General features: G+C 23.8%; 15 protein-coding genes. 3 read left to right on the top strand and 12 right to left on the bottom strand.

Annotated features, from left to right (window positions below; genetic code table 11):
• Positions 1 to 32: 32 nt before the first annotated feature.
• The 3 genes from BAKON_RS01855 to pyrD form a co-directional block, all read right to left on the bottom strand.
• Positions 33 to 1,814, bottom strand: a complete 1,782-nt coding sequence (locus BAKON_RS01855; RefSeq protein WP_014499510.1) for an ATP-binding cassette domain-containing protein — start codon at positions 1,812 to 1,814, stop codon at positions 33 to 35.
• Between the two features lie 20 nt (positions 1,815 to 1,834).
• Positions 1,835 to 3,940 (bottom strand): bifunctional 23S rRNA (guanine(2069)-N(7))-methyltransferase RlmK/23S rRNA (guanine(2445)-N(2))-methyltransferase RlmL, encoded by a 2,106-nt coding sequence (gene rlmKL / locus BAKON_RS01850; RefSeq protein ID WP_014499509.1) that lies wholly within the window; start codon positions 3,938 to 3,940, stop codon positions 1,835 to 1,837.
• Between the two features lie 162 nt (positions 3,941 to 4,102).
• Positions 4,103 to 4,966: a quinone-dependent dihydroorotate dehydrogenase gene (pyrD, locus tag BAKON_RS01840; protein ID WP_014499508.1), complete on the bottom strand. Its 864-nt coding sequence runs from the start codon at positions 4,964 to 4,966 to the stop codon at positions 4,103 to 4,105.
• Between the two features lie 405 nt (positions 4,967 to 5,371).
• Between pyrD and pncB the strand changes: the two genes are divergently transcribed.
• The 3 genes from pncB (at position 5,372) to BAKON_RS01820 (ending at position 9,361) form a co-directional block, all read left to right on the top strand.
• Positions 5,372 to 6,571 (top strand): nicotinate phosphoribosyltransferase, encoded by a 1,200-nt coding sequence (gene pncB / locus BAKON_RS01830; RefSeq protein ID WP_014499507.1) that lies wholly within the window; start codon positions 5,372 to 5,374, stop codon positions 6,569 to 6,571.
• Between the two features lie 113 nt (positions 6,572 to 6,684).
• The gene (gene asnS, locus BAKON_RS01825) at positions 6,685 to 8,085 is read left to right on the top strand and encodes an asparagine--tRNA ligase (RefSeq protein ID WP_014499506.1); all 1,401 of its coding nucleotides are present in this window, start codon (positions 6,685 to 6,687) and stop codon (positions 8,083 to 8,085) included.
• Positions 8,086 to 8,218: 133 nt separating this feature from the next.
• Entirely contained in the window at positions 8,219 to 9,361 is a 1,143-nt protein-coding gene (locus BAKON_RS01820) for a porin (RefSeq protein WP_014499505.1), read from the top strand.
• Between the two features lie 885 nt (positions 9,362 to 10,246).
• Here BAKON_RS01820 and BAKON_RS01810 read toward each other — a convergent pair.
• The 9 genes from BAKON_RS01810 to BAKON_RS03220 all read right to left on the bottom strand — a co-directional run bounded on the left by BAKON_RS01810 (position 10,247) and on the right by BAKON_RS03220 (position 16,658).
• On the bottom strand, positions 10,247 to 10,591 hold the full coding sequence (locus tag BAKON_RS01810; protein ID WP_014499504.1) for a histidine triad nucleotide-binding protein: 345 nt from the start codon (positions 10,589 to 10,591) through the stop codon (positions 10,247 to 10,249).
• Between the two features lie 2 nt (positions 10,592 to 10,593).
• The gene (gene ptsG / locus BAKON_RS01805; protein WP_014499503.1) at positions 10,594 to 12,033 is read right to left on the bottom strand and encodes a PTS glucose transporter subunit IIBC; all 1,440 of its coding nucleotides are present in this window, start codon (positions 12,031 to 12,033) and stop codon (positions 10,594 to 10,596) included.
• A gap of 97 nt (positions 12,034 to 12,130) precedes the next feature.
• The gene (locus BAKON_RS01800) at positions 12,131 to 12,925 is read right to left on the bottom strand and encodes a TatD family hydrolase (RefSeq protein WP_014499502.1); all 795 of its coding nucleotides are present in this window, start codon (positions 12,923 to 12,925) and stop codon (positions 12,131 to 12,133) included.
• A 23-nt stretch (positions 12,926 to 12,948) separates the two neighbouring features.
• A complete protein-coding gene (locus BAKON_RS01795; RefSeq protein WP_014499501.1) occupies positions 12,949 to 13,938 on the bottom strand; it encodes a DNA polymerase III subunit delta' C-terminal domain-containing protein in 990 nt (329 codons plus the stop codon).
• On the bottom strand, positions 13,935 to 14,573 hold the full coding sequence (gene tmk / locus BAKON_RS01790; RefSeq protein ID WP_014499500.1) for a dTMP kinase: 639 nt from the start codon (positions 14,571 to 14,573) through the stop codon (positions 13,935 to 13,937). Before tmk ends, BAKON_RS01795 begins: the two co-directional genes overlap by 4 nt.
• Before the next feature lie 106 nt (positions 14,574 to 14,679).
• Positions 14,680 to 14,925, bottom strand: coding sequence for an acyl carrier protein (acpP, locus tag BAKON_RS01785; RefSeq protein WP_014499499.1), 246 nt, complete (start codon positions 14,923 to 14,925; stop codon positions 14,680 to 14,682).
• Between the two features lie 56 nt (positions 14,926 to 14,981).
• Positions 14,982 to 15,716, bottom strand: a complete 735-nt coding sequence (gene fabG / locus BAKON_RS01780; protein ID WP_014499498.1) for a 3-oxoacyl-[acyl-carrier-protein] reductase — start codon at positions 15,714 to 15,716, stop codon at positions 14,982 to 14,984.
• A complete protein-coding gene (locus tag BAKON_RS03225; protein WP_226989521.1) occupies positions 15,709 to 16,218 on the bottom strand; it encodes an ACP S-malonyltransferase in 510 nt (169 codons plus the stop codon). The genes fabG and BAKON_RS03225 overlap by 8 nt, the downstream gene beginning before the upstream one ends.
• On the bottom strand, positions 16,182 to 16,658 hold the full coding sequence (locus BAKON_RS03220) for an ACP S-malonyltransferase (RefSeq protein ID WP_044005638.1): 477 nt from the start codon (positions 16,656 to 16,658) through the stop codon (positions 16,182 to 16,184). The genes BAKON_RS03225 and BAKON_RS03220 overlap by 37 nt, the downstream gene beginning before the upstream one ends.
• Positions 16,659 to 16,810 lie beyond the last annotated feature (152 nt).

Below are 16,810 nucleotides of genomic sequence, written 5' to 3'. Positions count from 1 at the left end.
AAGATATGTTTACGATTACTTTTTATTTTTTTTTATTTCGCAATATTTTTTTCTAAACTTTCCCAATATAATATTTTTTTTTCTAATTCTTCTTCTTTTTTAGTTAACATTTTTAGCATTGGTAATTTTTCTTCTAATTTTTTTTTAAAAAAATTAGGTTCATTTACTTTTTTTTGTAATTTTTTGATATTAATTTCGATTGTTTCTATTTCATACAATATTGAATTAATTTCTTTTTTGAAATTATTTTTTATTTTTACTTTATTTTCTACATCTAATTTATTTTTTTGTTTTTTTTCTTTTTCTAAATTCTTTTTTTGTTTTTTTAAAGAATTAAAATTGCAAAAATAAGTATTAATAAATCCATTTTCTTCAAAATGCCAACATTTTTTTACTGTATTTTTAATAAATGTTTCATCATGACTAACAATTATAACAGTACCTTGATAATTGATAATAATTTTTTCTAATAACTGTAGAGTATCTAAATCTAAATCATTTGTAGGTTCATCAAAAATCAAAACATTACTAGGCTTTAAAAATAATCGAGCTAAAAGTAATCTATTACATTCACCACCTGATAACGTTTTTACTAAAGATTGTAATTGATTAGGTTTAAAGAGAAAGTTTTTTAGATATCCTATTATATGTTGTTCTTTTCCATTTAATATAACTTTTTCTTTCCCATAAAATATATTTTCTAAAATAGATTTATTTGGTTGTAATACAGATCTATTTTGATCAAAATATGATATTTTTAATCCTGTCCCTCTATAAATTTTTCCTTTATAAGGTTTGTTTTCTCCTATAAGAATTTTAATTAACGTACTTTTTCCACATCCATTATTACCAATTAATCCCAATTTGTCTCCATGCTGAACAATTGATGAAAAATTTTTTATTATAACCCTATTATTGATGTAAAAATCTATATTCTCTAATTCAAAAATTATTTTTCCTGAATAATTTTTAGACTGGTTAATTATAATATTGTTTAACTTTTCTATTTTCTTATAATCTTTATATTCTTGTCTTAATGTTTTTAGGTTTTTAACTCTTCCTTCATTACGAGTAGAACGTGCTTTAATACCTTTTCTAATCCATTTTTCTTCTTTTTCTAGATTTTTATCAAATAATTTTTTTTGTATATTTTCAATACGATTACTTTCATTTTTTAATTTTATAAAATTTTCATAATCACCTGGCCAAGAAATTAACTTTCCACGATCGAGATCTACAATACGTGTGGATATATTTTGAATAAAGTTTCTATCATGTGATACAAATAATATACTGCCAGGAAATTTCTTTAAAAATATTTCAAGCCATTTTACACTTTTCATGTCCAAGTGATTAGTAGGTTCATCAAGCAATAATATATCAGGTTCTCCTATCAGTATACGACCTAATGCAGCTTTTCTTAATAAACCTCCAGATAAGTGAGATAATAAAGTATTTTTATTTAATTCAATTGTTTCAATCATTTTTTCTATTTTTATAGATTCTTTTATATTTTTTTTTTTGTTTATTTGATATTCTTGTGATCCTGAACTAATGAAATCATATGTAGAAATATTCAGATATTTTGGATTTTCTTGATGTAGATAGGCCACTTTTATATTTTTTTTATAAATAACATAGCCATGATCTAATTCTTGTTTTTTGTTAATTATTTTTAATAAAGTAGATTTACCGGTGCCATTTTTACCAGTTAAACATATTCTTTCATTTTCATGGATATGAAGTGTGCTATTTTTTAATATTTCTAAATCACTAAATGATAAATAAGCATCTTGAACGTTGATTAAAGACATAAATTTTTCTATCCTTGAATTTATTTTTCATGTTTTATCAGCCAGGAATGATAAACATTAGTGTTTTTTAAGTGATCTTTCGATTGTACTTTTTTTGTAATTTTTTTTACATATAATTTCATTTTTTTAATATAATCAAAATTAATTTCAAAGTTTCGCGTAGAACTGGAAAAAATAACACTACCATTATCGTGTAAAATTCTTTTTAAATTCATTATTATGTGAATATAATCTTTTTTTAAATCAAAAAATCGTTGCATTTTTTTAGAATTAGAAAAAGTAGGTGGATTTATAAATATTAAATCAAATTTCTGATTGGTTTTTTTTATCCAGCTTAAACAATCAGATTGAATAAAACTATGTTGAGGACCAGTTAAATTATTCAGAGACATATTACGCATGGACCATTTTATATAAGTATTAGAGATATCTACACTAGTTGTACTATTTGCTTGTCCTAATCCAGCATACACACTAGCGGTTCCAGTATATGAAAATAAATTAAGAAAATCTTTTCCTTTAGCCATTATCCCTAATAACTTTCTAACAAGTCGTTTATCTGAAAATAAACCAGTATCTAAATAATCTGTTAAATTCACTAAAAATTTTGCATGATATTCTTTAATAACAATAAAATTATTACTGTCAAATAATTTTTTATATTGTGTCTTTTTTTTATTTTGCTGTCTGGTTTTTAATATAATTTGGTTTATAGAAACAGATAATATTTCTTTAGTATAGTAAATAGCATGACATAATCTTCTGAAAGATTTATTATTATCTATTAATTTTGGAGCTTTATATTCTTGAATTACTATCCATGTATGATAAATGTCTACTATTATATTATAGTTTGGTAAATCTGCATTATAAACACGAAAAGATTGTAATTTTTCTACATTAGCCCATTTTTTTAGTTTTTTAAAGTTTTTATTTAATCTATCTTTAAATTCATTTTTTTTAACATTTGATTTTTTCAAGAAAATTAAAAAATTTTTTTGAATACAATTTAATGCACCGTTCTTAAAAATATATTCTTCATATGATTGCATTTGTAAAAAATTTAAAAGAAATATTGATGAACTAAATATTGATAATTTCCAATTTTTAAAATATTTTTTTGATGCAACCCCTAATTGTATATATACACCTGTTAATTGACTTTCAGTTTGATATCTTTCTCCATATGGTGGATTACTTAATATTATTCCTATTTTTTCTTTATTATAAACGTTATTTAGATCATTTAAATTTTGTATTGAAAATTGAATGATTTTTGATATGCCTGCTTTAGACGCATTGATTTTAGCTTTTTTTATAATTTCAGGATTGTAATCATATCCTATAAAATAATTTTTAAAACATTTTTTTATACCTATTTTAAAGCGTTCTTCAGCTTCTTTAACAGTATTGAACCAGATATTTTTGTTATATTTTTTCCATGATTGAAATCCCCATTTTAATCTTTTCAATCCAGGTGCTCTATCAGAAGATATCATAGCAGCTTCAATTAATAATGTTCCTGAACCACACATAGGATCTATCATAGGTATATTATTATTCCATCCCGAACTCAATACAATTGCTGCTCCTAGATTTTCTTTAATGGGAGTAGTATTACAAAATTGACGATATCCTCTTTTATTTAAAGATTCTCCACTCAGATCTAGCATAATATGCAATACGTTATTATTTAATAATGATAATTTTATTCGAATATCAGGATTAATAAGATTTACGTTTGGACGAGAAGAATATTTTTTTTGGAATTGATCAACAATTGCATCTTTAGTTATTAGTGCTCCAAATAAACTATTACGAATAATGTTATTAGTGCCTTTAAAATTAACTAAAAAAGTCTTTTGTAGATGAAAAATTTCTGTCCAATCAATATTATATACATTATGATAAAGATCATCACTATTATTTATAGTAAACTTTTTTATCGATAAATAAATACGTGACGCAATACGGCTCCACATTAAGCTTTTATATAGTAATAAATCATTAGATTCATAATAAACCCCGCCTTTTATTACATTTACGTTTTCAGCTCCTAAAGATAAGAGCTCTTGTTCTAGTAATTTTTCAGTACCAAAATTTGTACTTGCAAATAAATGATTCATTTTTATCATAAGTTTTGTAAAATTAAAAATGATTTTTGTGATGTACATCTAATACTTTTAGATGTATTATGCATAATAACTAAATACTTATAATGTTTATTATAAATATTTAGTAAGTATTTTATATTAGAAAGCAAACATTTAGAATTTATAAATAAAATATTATGTTTTATTAATAATTTCTTCAACTAGTTTTGGACCATGATATACTAATCCAGAATAAATTTGTATTAAAGTAGCTCCTGATGCGATTTTTTCTTTAGCTGAAGTGATAGAGTTAATCCCTCCCACTCCAATAATAGGAACTTTATTTTTTAAATTTTTTGATAATATTGAAATTGTATTAGTACTTTTTTGTTGCAAAGGTAGTCCGCTCAATCCTCCTTTTTGCGAACTGTTTTTTAATCCAGATATTAATGAGTGATCCAGTGTTGTATTAGTTGCAATTACTGCATCTATTCTATATTTAATTAGTTGCTTTGCAATGTAAACTAATTCTTTAATTGAGAGGTCCGGTGAAATTTTAATTGCTATAGGAACATATTTAAAATACTTCTTGTGCAGTTCTTTTTGTTTTTTTTTTATTTTATGTAATAAATCTTTGAAAAGTATTCCATATTGCAGGTTTCTTAAATTTTCAGTATTAGGTGATGAAATATTAATTGCAATATAGCTAGCATAACAATAAATTTTTTCTATGCATATTAAATAATCATTCACTGAATTTTTAATACTAGTATTTTTATTTTTTCCTATATTAACACCTATTATACCTTTAAAATTAGATTTTTTTATATTATCAATTAAATTATCTATACCCAGATTATTAAATCCCATTCTATTGATTATACCTTCCATAGGAATTATTCTAAATATTCTAGGTTTTGGGTTTCCAGATTGAGGTAAAGGAGTAACAGTACCTACTTCAATAAAACCGAAACCTAGTTTTGATAAAGCAAGTATATATTCTCCATTTTTATCTAATCCTGCTGCAGTACCAATTTTGTTTTTAAAAGTTAAACCCATACATTTAATTTTTCTTGATGGTAATATTTTTTTATAAAAAAAAAATTAAATAGTTGAATATTTCTTATACTGAGATATTTTAATGTTAACAAATGAGCTTTTTCAGGTTCTATTAAAAATAACAGTTTACGAATTAAATAATAAAACATTATACTGCCTCTTTGATGTAGAATAAAATTCTATAAAAAATTATAGTAAAAATATTCTATAAAAAGATTATTAAAAATAATTTTATTTTATATAATATTTTTTTTTGAAAAATTGATAACTTTTTTATTTATGTATATTTTTTATAAAATGCTTAAATAATATTGTTTTTAAAATTTTATATCATTAAAGTATAAAATTAATATGATAATTATCGTATGTTAAAAAAAAGAGTAGAATGAAAAATATAAGAATACTATGAAACGATATGATTATCCAATAGTAAAAACATTACTTGATACTGATGCATATAAACTTCATATGCAACAAGCAGTTTTTTATCATTATAAAAACGTAGATGTCGTTGCTGAATTTCTTTGTAGAGGAGATAATTCCCTAGGTTGTTATTCAAATATTTTATCAGAACAAATTAGTATGATGAGAACCTTGTCTTTGAGTCATGAAGAATATATTTATATGACCTCTTTTCCATTTTTTAAGAAAGAATATTTACATTGGTTAAGAAAATTTCGTTATAATGTTTCACAAGTAAAAATAAAAAATTATCAAGGGCGATTACATATTCGTATAAGTGGATTATGGAAAGAAGTAATATTATGGGAAGTTCCAATATTAGCTTTAATTAGTGAAGTTTTTCATAGTGATTTTTCTCCAGAAGTTAGTTCTAAATCTGCTTTAGAATATTTAGATTTAAAATTAACAAAATTTTTTGATCACACTAAATATATTGATTTATCTCGTTTAAAAATTGTTGACTTTGGAACAAGAAGAAGATTTTCTTATGATGTACAATATTCTATTATTAAAAGATTAAAAAAAAATTTTCCATTTTTGATAGGTTCTAGTAATTATCATATAGCTCGCATATTAAAAATAAAACCAGTTGGAACACAAGCTCATGAATGGTTTCAAGCACATCAACAAATTGGATCAAATTTAAAAAGTAGTCAGATTTTAGCATTACAAACATGGTTATATCAATACAAAAATCATCTAAGTATCGCTCTTACAGATTCAATTACCATGGATGCTTTTTTGCATGATTTTAATTTACATTTAACTTCTTCTTATGAAGGTATCAGGCATGATTCAGGAGATCCTGTAAAATGGGCTGAAAAAGCTCTTAAACATTATGAAAAATTAGGTATAGATCCTTTTACTAAGACATTGTTATTTTCTGATAATTTAAATTTTGAGAAAATTATATCCTTATATAAAAAATTCAATAAAAGAATTAATATTATTTTTGGAATAGGAACAAAATTAACTTGTGATATTCCTTATGTAAAACCACTAAATATTGTTATTAAACTGGTAAAATGTAATGGCAAACCTGTTGCTAAAATATCTGATAGTCCAGGAAAAACATTTTGTTTAGATCAAAAATTTTTACAACATTTATGCAAAGTATTTAATGTACCATTGAAAAATAGATAAAAATCAAATTGATTATAAGTATTTTTTTTAAAATATAAAAAAATTTTCACTATTTTAAAAATTTATTTATATAATAGTCTATTTTAAAAAATAAGTGTAAAAGGAAAGATTTTATGAGCATAATATCAATATCAGATATATATAAAGATGATATTATAGTAAATAGTTTAATTACTGTATGTGGATGGGTTCGAAGCCGAAGAAGCTCAAAATCTGGATTTTCTTTTATTACGATTTATGATGGTTCATGCTTTGATTCTATACAAGTAATCGCTAATAATAGTTTGCCTAATTATTATAAAGAAATATTGCATTTAACAATTGGATGTTCTGTTATATTTACTGGTATATTAATATTATCTATTGGAGATAAACAGAAGTATGAAATTCAATTAAAAACAATAAAAGTTCTAGGTTGGATTGAACATCCAGATACTTATCCAATATCTGCTAAAAAACACAGCATGGAATATTTGAGAGAAGTAGCTCATTTAAGATCTAGAACAAATTTAATAGGTGCAGTAGCTCGAATAAGAAATCATGTATTGCAATCATTGCATCATTTTTTTTATAAGAAAAATTACTGCTGGATTCCAACACCCATTATAACTAGCTTAAATAGTGAAGGTGCCGGAGAAATGTTTCGTGTTTCGACACTAGATATAAAAAATATTCCTAAAAATAAAGATGGATCCGTTGATTTTAAAAAAGATTTTTTTGGAAAAGAATCTTTTTTAACTGTTTCGGGACAGTTGAATTTAGAAACATATGCTTGTTCTTTATCTAAAGTGTATACCTTTGGTCCTACATTTCGAGCTGAAAACTCTAATACTAGTCGTCATTTAGCTGAATTTTGGATGCTAGAAGTAGAATCAGCTTTTACAAATTTAAGTGATATATCAGATTTTGCTGAGGATATGTTAAAATATATTTGCAAATCTCTTTTAAAAAACTGTATGTCAGATATTAATTTTCTTAAATATTCTGTTGACAATGATATAGTTGATCGTCTAGAGAAACTATTATTAGTAGATTTTATACGTATAGATTATGCGGAAGCTATAAATATTTTACTTGCTTCTAAACAACAATTCAATAACTCTGTTTTTTTAGGTGTTGATTTGTCTTCTGAACATGAGCGCTTTCTTGTAGAACAGTATTTTAAAATTCCAGTAATTATAAAAAACTATCCAAAGGAATTAAAAGCATTTTATATGAGATTGAATGACGATAAAAAAACTGTTGCAGCAATAGATTTATTAGTTCCTAATATTGGGGAGTTAATAGGTGGTTCTCAACGTGAAGAACGTATTTCTATTTTAGATGAACGTTTATTAGAATTAGGTTTAAAAAAAGAAGATTATTGGTGGTATCGAGATCTTCGTCGATACGGTACAGTACCACATTCAGGTTTTGGAATGGGTTTCGAACGATTAATTTCTTATATTACCGGAGTTACAAATATACGAGATATTGTTCCGTTTCCACGTACTGTTAATAATGCTAATTTTTAACTAGAAGATTTACTAAATAATTTTTTTAATTGACTGTTTACATAAAAACATAAAATATAAAAAAAGTAATATTTATATTAATAAAATAATATGGATTTAAATTATTTTTACTAAAAAGGTAGTATAAAAAATTATGACAAATCATCGATCTTTAGCAATTGTAATACCAATGTTGTTAGCTGCTAGTAATGGAGTTAATGCTTTGGATATTTTTAATAAACATGGTAGCAAACTTGAATTATACGGTAGCATTAATCCTAATCATGAATTATCTCATGGTTTTTTATCAACTAAGATCACAGCTCATAATGATGATACTAATGCTATATTAGGTTTAAAAGGAAAAATCAATATTACTGATGAACTATCAAGTTATGCTACTATTGAATATAAAACTGATTTTTCTGCACCAGAAGAATTATTAAATAAACAACAGTCCAATTCAGTGCGTTTAGGATATGCTGGTTTTAAATATGGTGATTGGGGTTCAATAGATTATGGTCGTAATTATGGTATTTTTCATGATGTACAATCATTAACTAATCGTGCACCATATATTAATAAAGATAGTGTATTTAATTATAACGATAATTATATGATAGGTAGAAACAATAGTTTACTTACTTATAGAAATAATAATCTTTTTGGTTTAGCAAATGGAATTAGTTTGGCATTACAGTATCAAGATCAATCTAAAAACAGAGCAGAACATCAGCAAAATGGTACAGGTTGGGGTGCTTCTTTAAAATATGAAAGTGATGTTGGACTTACTGCTATTGGTTCTTGTTTTTCTTCTGAAAGATCTGAATTGGACCAAAATAATCAAAATCAAAAACTTCCTTCTGCTGGAGCATATGGGTTAGGTTTTAAATATGATGCTAATGATATATATATTGCAGCTTTTTATGGTGAAGCCCGTAATTTAACACCATCATCAAGTGTTATTAGTCAAAATACTTCGCCTAATGAACAATTATATATTAATAAAACACAGAATATTGAAGCTATTGCAGAATACAATTTTCATTCTGGTTTTCATCCTTCGTTAAGTTATTTAGATTCTAAAGGACAAAATTCAAACACAAAAAATTCATCTGGTCATCAAGATTTAGAACTAGCAAAAGAAATTAATATTTCGACTCGTTATGAATTTAACAAAAATATTTCTACATATATGAATTATAAAATTAATCTGTTAAAAAGTGATAATTTTATTAAGAAAAATAATATTCCTACAGATAATACTATCGGTGCTGGAATAGTTTATCATTTCTAATTTTATTAGAATATATATTTTTTAAAACTAATTTAGTTTTTTTTCAATAATAATTAAGAGTTAGAACTTTCTACTGGTGTATAAATAGAGAAATCTATTTTTTTATATTCAAAAAAATAATTAATTGTTGAATTATATAAATTTCAGTAGAAAGGGCTACTCTTATTAATACTGAAATAGTTTTTTTATTTTAAAAAACTAGTATTTAGATGTTTCATATAATAAAAAATTAGTTTATTAAAAAATAAAATAAAAATTTTAAACTATTTTTTTTCTATATTGAATATAATATTTTTTTGATAATATTTACATATATGCTATTTTTATTATTACTAATAAAGTTTTTCTTTTTTTATGAGTATTATTTCTCCTGTCTTAACTAGTATGAATTCTATATTTAATAAAAAGGTTCTTTTTTTAGAAATGTAGCTATGAAGATAATATCTTGTATTATTTTACAAGATAGAAAAATTGCAGTACCTTTATTTAACTTTTTTTGTTTTTAACATAACTAATTTTTTTTATTTTTTTCAATTATTTTTTTCAAGAAAAGAAATTGTATTATTTTTTTTGTATATATTTTTTATTAAATCTGTTATTTTTTCTGAATCTATAAAAATATTAGTATTGTTCTCTAGTAAATAAATAAAAAATAATATTTTCTTAAAGATCAATATCTTATTCAATTTTAATATTTTTAACATAATATTTTCTAAAGTTAAATAAAATTTTAAAATAATAAAAATACGATTTTTCTACTTTTTTTACAAAAAACAACCATTTATAAAAACACAAAAAATAATATAGATAATAAAAATTAACTAAAATTTTATCTTTATATTATAAAATAATTGAGTTTTTATAAAAATTTCTAAATAAAAAATATTAAAAAAATGATCCTAGTTTTTTACCTCCTAATAAATGCATATGAAGATAGTTAATTTCTTGACCGCCATTCTTATTACAATTAATAATAATTCTATATCCTTCTTGACTGATTTTTTTTCTTTTAGCAATATCAGTGGCAACATAAAACATATGAGATAAGATCGATTTATTTTTTTTATTAATATCGTTTAATGATGCAATAAAAACATTTGGTATAATTAATATATGTACTGGTGCTTTTGGTTTTATATCCTTAAAAGCAGTAACTTTTTCATCTTGGTAAACAATGTGGGCTGGTATTTTTTTTGTGATAATTTTCTTAAAAATTGAATCATCTTGCATAATTAACATTCCTTATTTTTCATATGCTCATCTATTGCTGTTTTGATATTTTCGGATCTTGTTCCAAAAACAACTTGTATTCCTGAACCTGAGATTATTACTCCGGCCGCACCAATATTTTTTAAATCTTTTTGATTGACTTTGGATACTTCTAAAACAGTAATTCTTAATCTAGTAATACATGCATCTAAATTTTTAATATTATTTTTTCCACCTAATGCTGTAATAATATACGGTGCAATTTCACTGTTATTTTTTTCTAATATATTACTTTTAATATCTTCTCTACCTGGTGTATTTAAATTAAAATTAATAATTAAAAAATAAAATAAAATATAATATAATAATCCATAAAGTATTCCAATAATTGGGAAAAGAAATATATGATGACTGTTTCCACTTAATACTATAAAGTCTATAAATCCATGTGAAAAACTAGTTCCTGCTCGCATATCTAAAAAAATACATAATGGGAAAGATAATCCTGCTAAAAAAGCATGCAGAATATATAATATTGGCGCAACAATAATAAATGAAAATTCAATTGGTTCAGTAATACCAGTTAAAAAAGCTGTTAATGCTGCTGAAATCATAATACTCCCTATTTTAGTCTTATTTTCCTTTTTAGCTGAATGCCAAATTGCTAGTGCAGCCCCTGGAAGACCATACATTTTGAAAATAAAACCTCCTGATAAATTTCCGGCTGTAGCATCACCTGCCATATATCTAGCGATGTCTCCGTGAAAGACTTGTCCGATAGAATTAGTATATTCTCCGATTTGCATTTGAAATGGAACATTCCATATATGATGCAATCCAAATGGCACTAGAGCTCTTTCTACTAATCCATATAATGCAAAAGCAAGAACAGGATTTTGGTAAGCAGCCCATTGAGAAAAAACTTTAATTCCTTGACCAATTGGGGGCCAAATAATAGATAATATTAAACCTATTAGTATTGACGATAATCCTGAGATAATGGGAACAAACCTTTTACCAGCAAAAAAACCTAAATATTCAGGTAATTGAATACGATAAAATTTATTAAACATATAAGCTGAGATTGCACCTGCAATAATTCCTCCTAATATGCCAGTATCACAAAGATGTTTGTCTTTTATAATATCAATAGTTGTATTTAAAATAACTGGTTCAACTGCAATTAATGTTTGAATTAAAATCCCATAAGATACAACTGCTGCTAATGCTGCCACACCATCATTTTTAGTAAATCCTAGAGCTACACCAATTGCAAATATTAATGGCATATTGCTAAAGACAGATCCACCTGTTTGAGCCATAATTTGAGAAAGAATTTCTGGTAATAAACTAAAATGTGCAGATCCTATTCCTAGAAGTATTCCTGCAATAGGTAGCACTGAAACAGGTAACATAAGTGATTTACCAACCTTTTGAAGGTTTGCAAATACATTTTTAAACATATCAAAAAGACTCCTAAGTATATATAAAAAGGTTATATTAATTGTATACAATACATATTGTTTTTTTATTAAGTATGAAATATTAAGATAAAATTTACTATACATTAAATAATGTATAAAAATTTTTTGTTGTAATTTTTGCAAGTATACTCATGTCTATTTTTTTTAATATAGAAATTTTTTTTATTATATAAAATAAATATGCAGGTTGGTTTTCCTTTCCTCTATAAGGGACTGGTGATAAATATGGTGAATCTGTTTCGATTAATAAACGATCTAATGGTATTTTTTTTATTGTATTACAAAGTTCTATAGAGTTTTTAAATGTAATCATACCAGAATAGGAAATATAAAAACCCAGATCTAATAATTGAATTGCATTATTATAATTTCCAGTAAAGGAATGTAATACTCCTATACATTTTTCTGCGTTTTCTTCTTTTAATATCTTTATAGTATCATCCATAGAGTTACGAGCATGTACTATAATTGGTTTTTTTAATTCTATTGCAATTCTAATATGTTCCCGAAAAAAATCTTGTTGTATTTTTTTAGTTTCAAGTGAATGATGATAATCTAGACCAGTTTCTCCAATTGCTATAACACGTTTTATAGAAGATAATTCTTTTATTTTCTTAGATATTTTTTCTATTGAATTAAAATTATTTAATTCTTTTTCACAGTTTAATGGATGTGTACCACAAGAATAAAAGATAAAATGATATTTTTCGAATAATTTTTTAATGCTATAAAAATTATTTATAGAAGTTGATACTGTTAAAAATTTTTTTATATAATTGATATAAGATTTTTTCAATACATCTTCTATATTTTCATGTAATGAATAATAATTTAATCTATCAAGATGACAATGTGAATCAATTAAGAACATAATTTATCTCTTTTATATAAAAATTAATTTTTCAATACAAAATTTAAAATTTTTTCCCATTTAAGTAACTGTTCTAATAATAATAATTCATAATTAATGCCAGATATATTTAATAATCTATATTTACAGTGCATCCAAGTACGAATACTAGTATCTAAAATAATATTTTGATAATTATCAGAAAGAAATTTAATAAGTTCTATTTGATCAATATTAGTTAAATTATTTTTTTCATTAAATCTGAATTTAATAGAATCAAATAATAAAAAACATATCCAATCAATTTTTATTGCGCTATTTTTTTCATTTAATAGTGGTAATATTTTTAATAGATTTTTATTTATAAAAGCATCATATAAATATTTATAAAAATTTATTCTATCTATCCATTTATTACTATTAATAAATTTTTTTGCAGATAATGGGGAACCTTGATATATGCGTAGTGCTGTTAAATTTGATTTATTGTTTTTATTAATTTCTTTTTCTAACCAATTTAAACTATCTTTTTCTTGTGGAATAAACAATTTATATACAAGACAGCGACTATTTAATGTGGAATGTAAATCTAAATTTTTATAATTCACAAGAAAAAACCAAGTTTTTTTAGGTGGTTCTTCTAAAGTTTTTAAAAAAGCATTAATTGCTGATTCTGTTAATTTTTCAGTATCTGATATAAAAATAATTTTAGATCCGCCTTGTTGAGAACATTTAAATATTTTTTCATTTATAATTCGTATATCTTCTACGCCAAAAATATGATTTTTTTCAGTTATACAATCATGCCAATCAGGATGATTGTTTGAAGACATTAATTTACATCCATGACATTTATTACAAAAATCTATTCCTACAGGTTTTAAACATAATAGCCATTTCCCAATAAACCAAATTAATAATGATACTCCTATGCCTTTTTGAGTTTTTATTAAAATCGCATGATGAGCTTTTTTTGTTTGATATTGCCGTATAATATTATTATACGGTTTGATTAACCAGGGGTATAATTTCATATAACTTTTTTATTAAGCCAATTTAATATTTTTTTTGTAATATTTTGAGTTACTGTTTTGATATTTAAATTAGCATTGATTGTTATAGTTTTTTGATCTAGTTTGACATTTTTCAAATAATATTTTCTAGTTTTTTTAAAAAATTCTAAAGATCTGCTTTCAATTGAATCTAATGGATTTCTTCTTAATGCTCTTTCTAATCCAATTTTTGGAGATACATCTAAGTAAATAGTTAAATCTGGTATAAAATCATGCAAAAATAAAGATTTTAATTTAGTAATTATTTTTTTCTTAATACCTAAACCACCACCTTGATAAGCTAAAGTAGATAAATCATGACGATCAGAAATTACCCATATTCCATTTTTTAATGCGGGTTTTATTTTTTTTTCAAATAATTGTATCCTTGCTGCATACATTAACAATAATTCAGTTTCTTTAATAAGATTGTCAGTATCAAATTTTTTTTTAATCAATTTTCTTATATCTTCAGCAATAGGTGTGCTACCAGGTTGGCGTACTAATAGTATATTCTTAATACTAAATTGATTTAATATATTTTTAACACACATACATGCATGAGTTTTACCAGCACCTTCTAAACCTTCAATTACAATAAATTTATTTTTTATCATTCTTTTTTAAATATTTAAGATTTAATGTTTATTCTGTTTTATGTATATTAAATATTTCATAAAAAATTTAACATTTGAATGTTAATTTTTTAAAAAATATATAAAATTATTTATTTTGTGAATAGTGATTTTTAATGTAGTCGATAGAATCTTGTACTGTATTAATTTTTTCTGCTTTTTCATCTGATATTTCAATATCAAACTCTTCTTCTAAAGCCATAATTAATTCTACTGTATCAAGTGAGTCTGCACCAAGATCATCTATAAAGGATGCTTCATTTAAAATGTCTTCTTTTTTTACATCTAGTTTTTCAATAATGATTTGTTTTATACGTTGTTCAATATTTTTCATGTTCATGATTTCCGTTATATTTTTTAAAAAAGATTTTAAGATTTATATAATTATTATTATATCATATACATACCACCATTTATATGCAATGTATGTCCAGTGATATATGATGCTTTTTTTGAAGATAAAAAAATGACAGCATCTGCTATTTCTTCTGGATTTCCTAGTCTTTTCATGGGAATATTAGATATATATTTTTGATTTTGAATTGAGCTTAATGTATTAGTAAAATCTGTTTTAATCAAACCTGGTGAAACAATATTAACAGTAATACCCTTTGATGCTACTTCTAATGCTAATGATTTATGAAATCCAACTAGTCCTGACTTTGAAGCACTATAATTAACTTGTCCCTTATTACCTGTATAAGCAATAACTGAACCAATAGTAATAATTCTACCTTGTTTTTTTTTAATCATTGGTCGAATAACAGATTTCACAAGATAAAATATTGATGATAAATTAGTTTTTATAACATCATTCCATTCTTTATTTTTCATTTTAACTAATAAATTATCTTCCTTAATGCCAGCATTATTAATTAATATATCAATAGAATACTTTTTTTTATAAATTTCTTTAATAGTTTCAGTAATAGAATCAGTATTTTTTAAATTTAAAATAAAACCAAATCCATTTCCTTTTAGATAGTCCTCAATATTTTTTACTCCATCTTGTGTAGTCGATGTGCCAATTACTTGTATGCCTTTATTTATAAATTTTTTCGCAATCGCTTTTCCTATTCCGCGATTTGCACCTGTTATCAAAACAGTTTTTCTGTTTTTATTCATTTTTTTCTTTATTAATTTCCTTAAATGCTATTAAAAAATTTTTTAAATTATTTGTACTGAATGCAATGATATTTTTATCTTTTTTGTTTAAATTAGTTAATTTTTTATTAGGTCCAATTTCTAACATTATAAAATTTTTTTTTAATTTTATAAAATCTATAATTTCTTTCCATCTTACAGTACTATAAATTTGTCTGATTAATGCATTTTTAATTTTTATGCTAGTATTCTCAAATTTTACATCAACATTATTAATTACTGGAATTTTTGGTGGACATACGTTTACTATGTTTAATATTTTTTTTAATTTTTTAGATATTGGTTTTAATATTTCAGAATGTGCAGGTATATTAGTATTAAGTTTAAATATGTATTTAGCACCTAATTTTTTACAATTTAAACAAGCTTGATACACAGCAGATCTATCTCCTGAAACTACAATTTGATTATGAGAGTTTACACTTGCTAAAGAAACAATTTTTTTTTTGATCTGACTAAACATGCAGCTTGAACTTTTTTCTTGTCTATACCAATAACAGCTTGCATTAAAGAAGGTCTGTTTATAACTGCTTCTTCCATAAGTTGACCCCGTAAAAAAACGATTTTTAATGCATCAGAAAATTTTATTGAATCAGAACACACTAAAGCAGAATATTCGCCTAGACTATGTCCTGACATAAATGAAGGACTTCTTCCATTTTTATTATTCCAAAAACGATATATTGCAACTGATGCAGTTAATATGGCAACTTGTGTATATTTACTTTGATTTAATTTAAATTCAGGGCCCTCTTGTATTAACTTAAATAAATCAATATGAATATATTCTGATGCTTCATCAAAAGTCTGTTGAAAGATATTATTTTTTTTATAAAAAAATGAAGATAGCATACCTATATATTGAGAGCCTTGTCCTGGAAATAACATTGTAAATAAATTCATTATAATTGCCTTCTTTGTTATAATAAAATTATACAATATAACAGATAAAATATTTTTTTTGCTATTGTATAAATACCTTAAGCGTAAAAATATATATAATATTATAAAATATTTTAAAAAAATAAATTAAATTAATAATTTATATGTTTTCT

Origin of the sequence: Buchnera aphidicola str. Ak (Acyrthosiphon kondoi) (assembly GCF_000225445.1) — a bacterium.
GTDB classification, from domain to species: domain Bacteria; phylum Pseudomonadota; class Gammaproteobacteria; order Enterobacterales; family Enterobacteriaceae; genus Buchnera; species Buchnera aphidicola_A.
Note: the sequence above shows the minus strand (reverse complement) of the source record. Positions and strands in the feature narration are given on the sequence as shown.

What these genes read in the sequence shown, in the direction of transcription:
- BAKON_RS01855 (WP_014499510.1), bottom strand. Translation starts at nt 1,814, where the DNA reads ATGTCTTTAATCAACGTTCAAGATGCTTATTTATCATTTAGTGATTTA.
- rlmKL (WP_014499509.1), bottom strand. Translation starts at nt 3,940, where the DNA reads ATGAATCATTTATTTGCAAGTACAAATTTTGGTACTGAAAAATTACTA.
- pyrD (WP_014499508.1), bottom strand. Translation starts at nt 4,966, where the DNA reads ATGGGTTTAACTTTTAAAAACAAAATTGGTACTGCAGCAGGATTAGAT.
- pncB (WP_014499507.1), top strand. Translation starts at nt 5,372, where the DNA reads ATGAAACGATATGATTATCCAATAGTAAAAACATTACTTGATACTGAT.
- asnS (WP_014499506.1), top strand. Translation starts at nt 6,685, where the DNA reads ATGAGCATAATATCAATATCAGATATATATAAAGATGATATTATAGTA.
- BAKON_RS01820 (WP_014499505.1), top strand. Translation starts at nt 8,219, where the DNA reads ATGACAAATCATCGATCTTTAGCAATTGTAATACCAATGTTGTTAGCT.
- BAKON_RS01810 (WP_014499504.1), bottom strand. Translation starts at nt 10,591, where the DNA reads ATGCAAGATGATTCAATTTTTAAGAAAATTATCACAAAAAAAATACCA.
- ptsG (WP_014499503.1), bottom strand. Translation starts at nt 12,033, where the DNA reads ATGTTTAAAAATGTATTTGCAAACCTTCAAAAGGTTGGTAAATCACTT.
- BAKON_RS01800 (WP_014499502.1), bottom strand. Translation starts at nt 12,925, where the DNA reads ATGTTCTTAATTGATTCACATTGTCATCTTGATAGATTAAATTATTAT.
- BAKON_RS01795 (WP_014499501.1), bottom strand. Translation starts at nt 13,938, where the DNA reads ATGAAATTATACCCCTGGTTAATCAAACCGTATAATAATATTATACGG.
- tmk (WP_014499500.1), bottom strand. Translation starts at nt 14,573, where the DNA reads ATGATAAAAAATAAATTTATTGTAATTGAAGGTTTAGAAGGTGCTGGT.
- acpP (WP_014499499.1), bottom strand. Translation starts at nt 14,925, where the DNA reads ATGAAAAATATTGAACAACGTATAAAACAAATCATTATTGAAAAACTA.
- fabG (WP_014499498.1), bottom strand. Translation starts at nt 15,716, where the DNA reads ATGAATAAAAACAGAAAAACTGTTTTGATAACAGGTGCAAATCGCGGA.
- BAKON_RS03225 (WP_226989521.1), bottom strand. Translation starts at nt 16,218, where the DNA reads ATGTTTAGTCAGATCAAAAAAAAAATTGTTTCTTTAGCAAGTGTAAAC.
- BAKON_RS03220 (WP_044005638.1), bottom strand. Translation starts at nt 16,658, where the DNA reads ATGAATTTATTTACAATGTTATTTCCAGGACAAGGCTCTCAATATATA.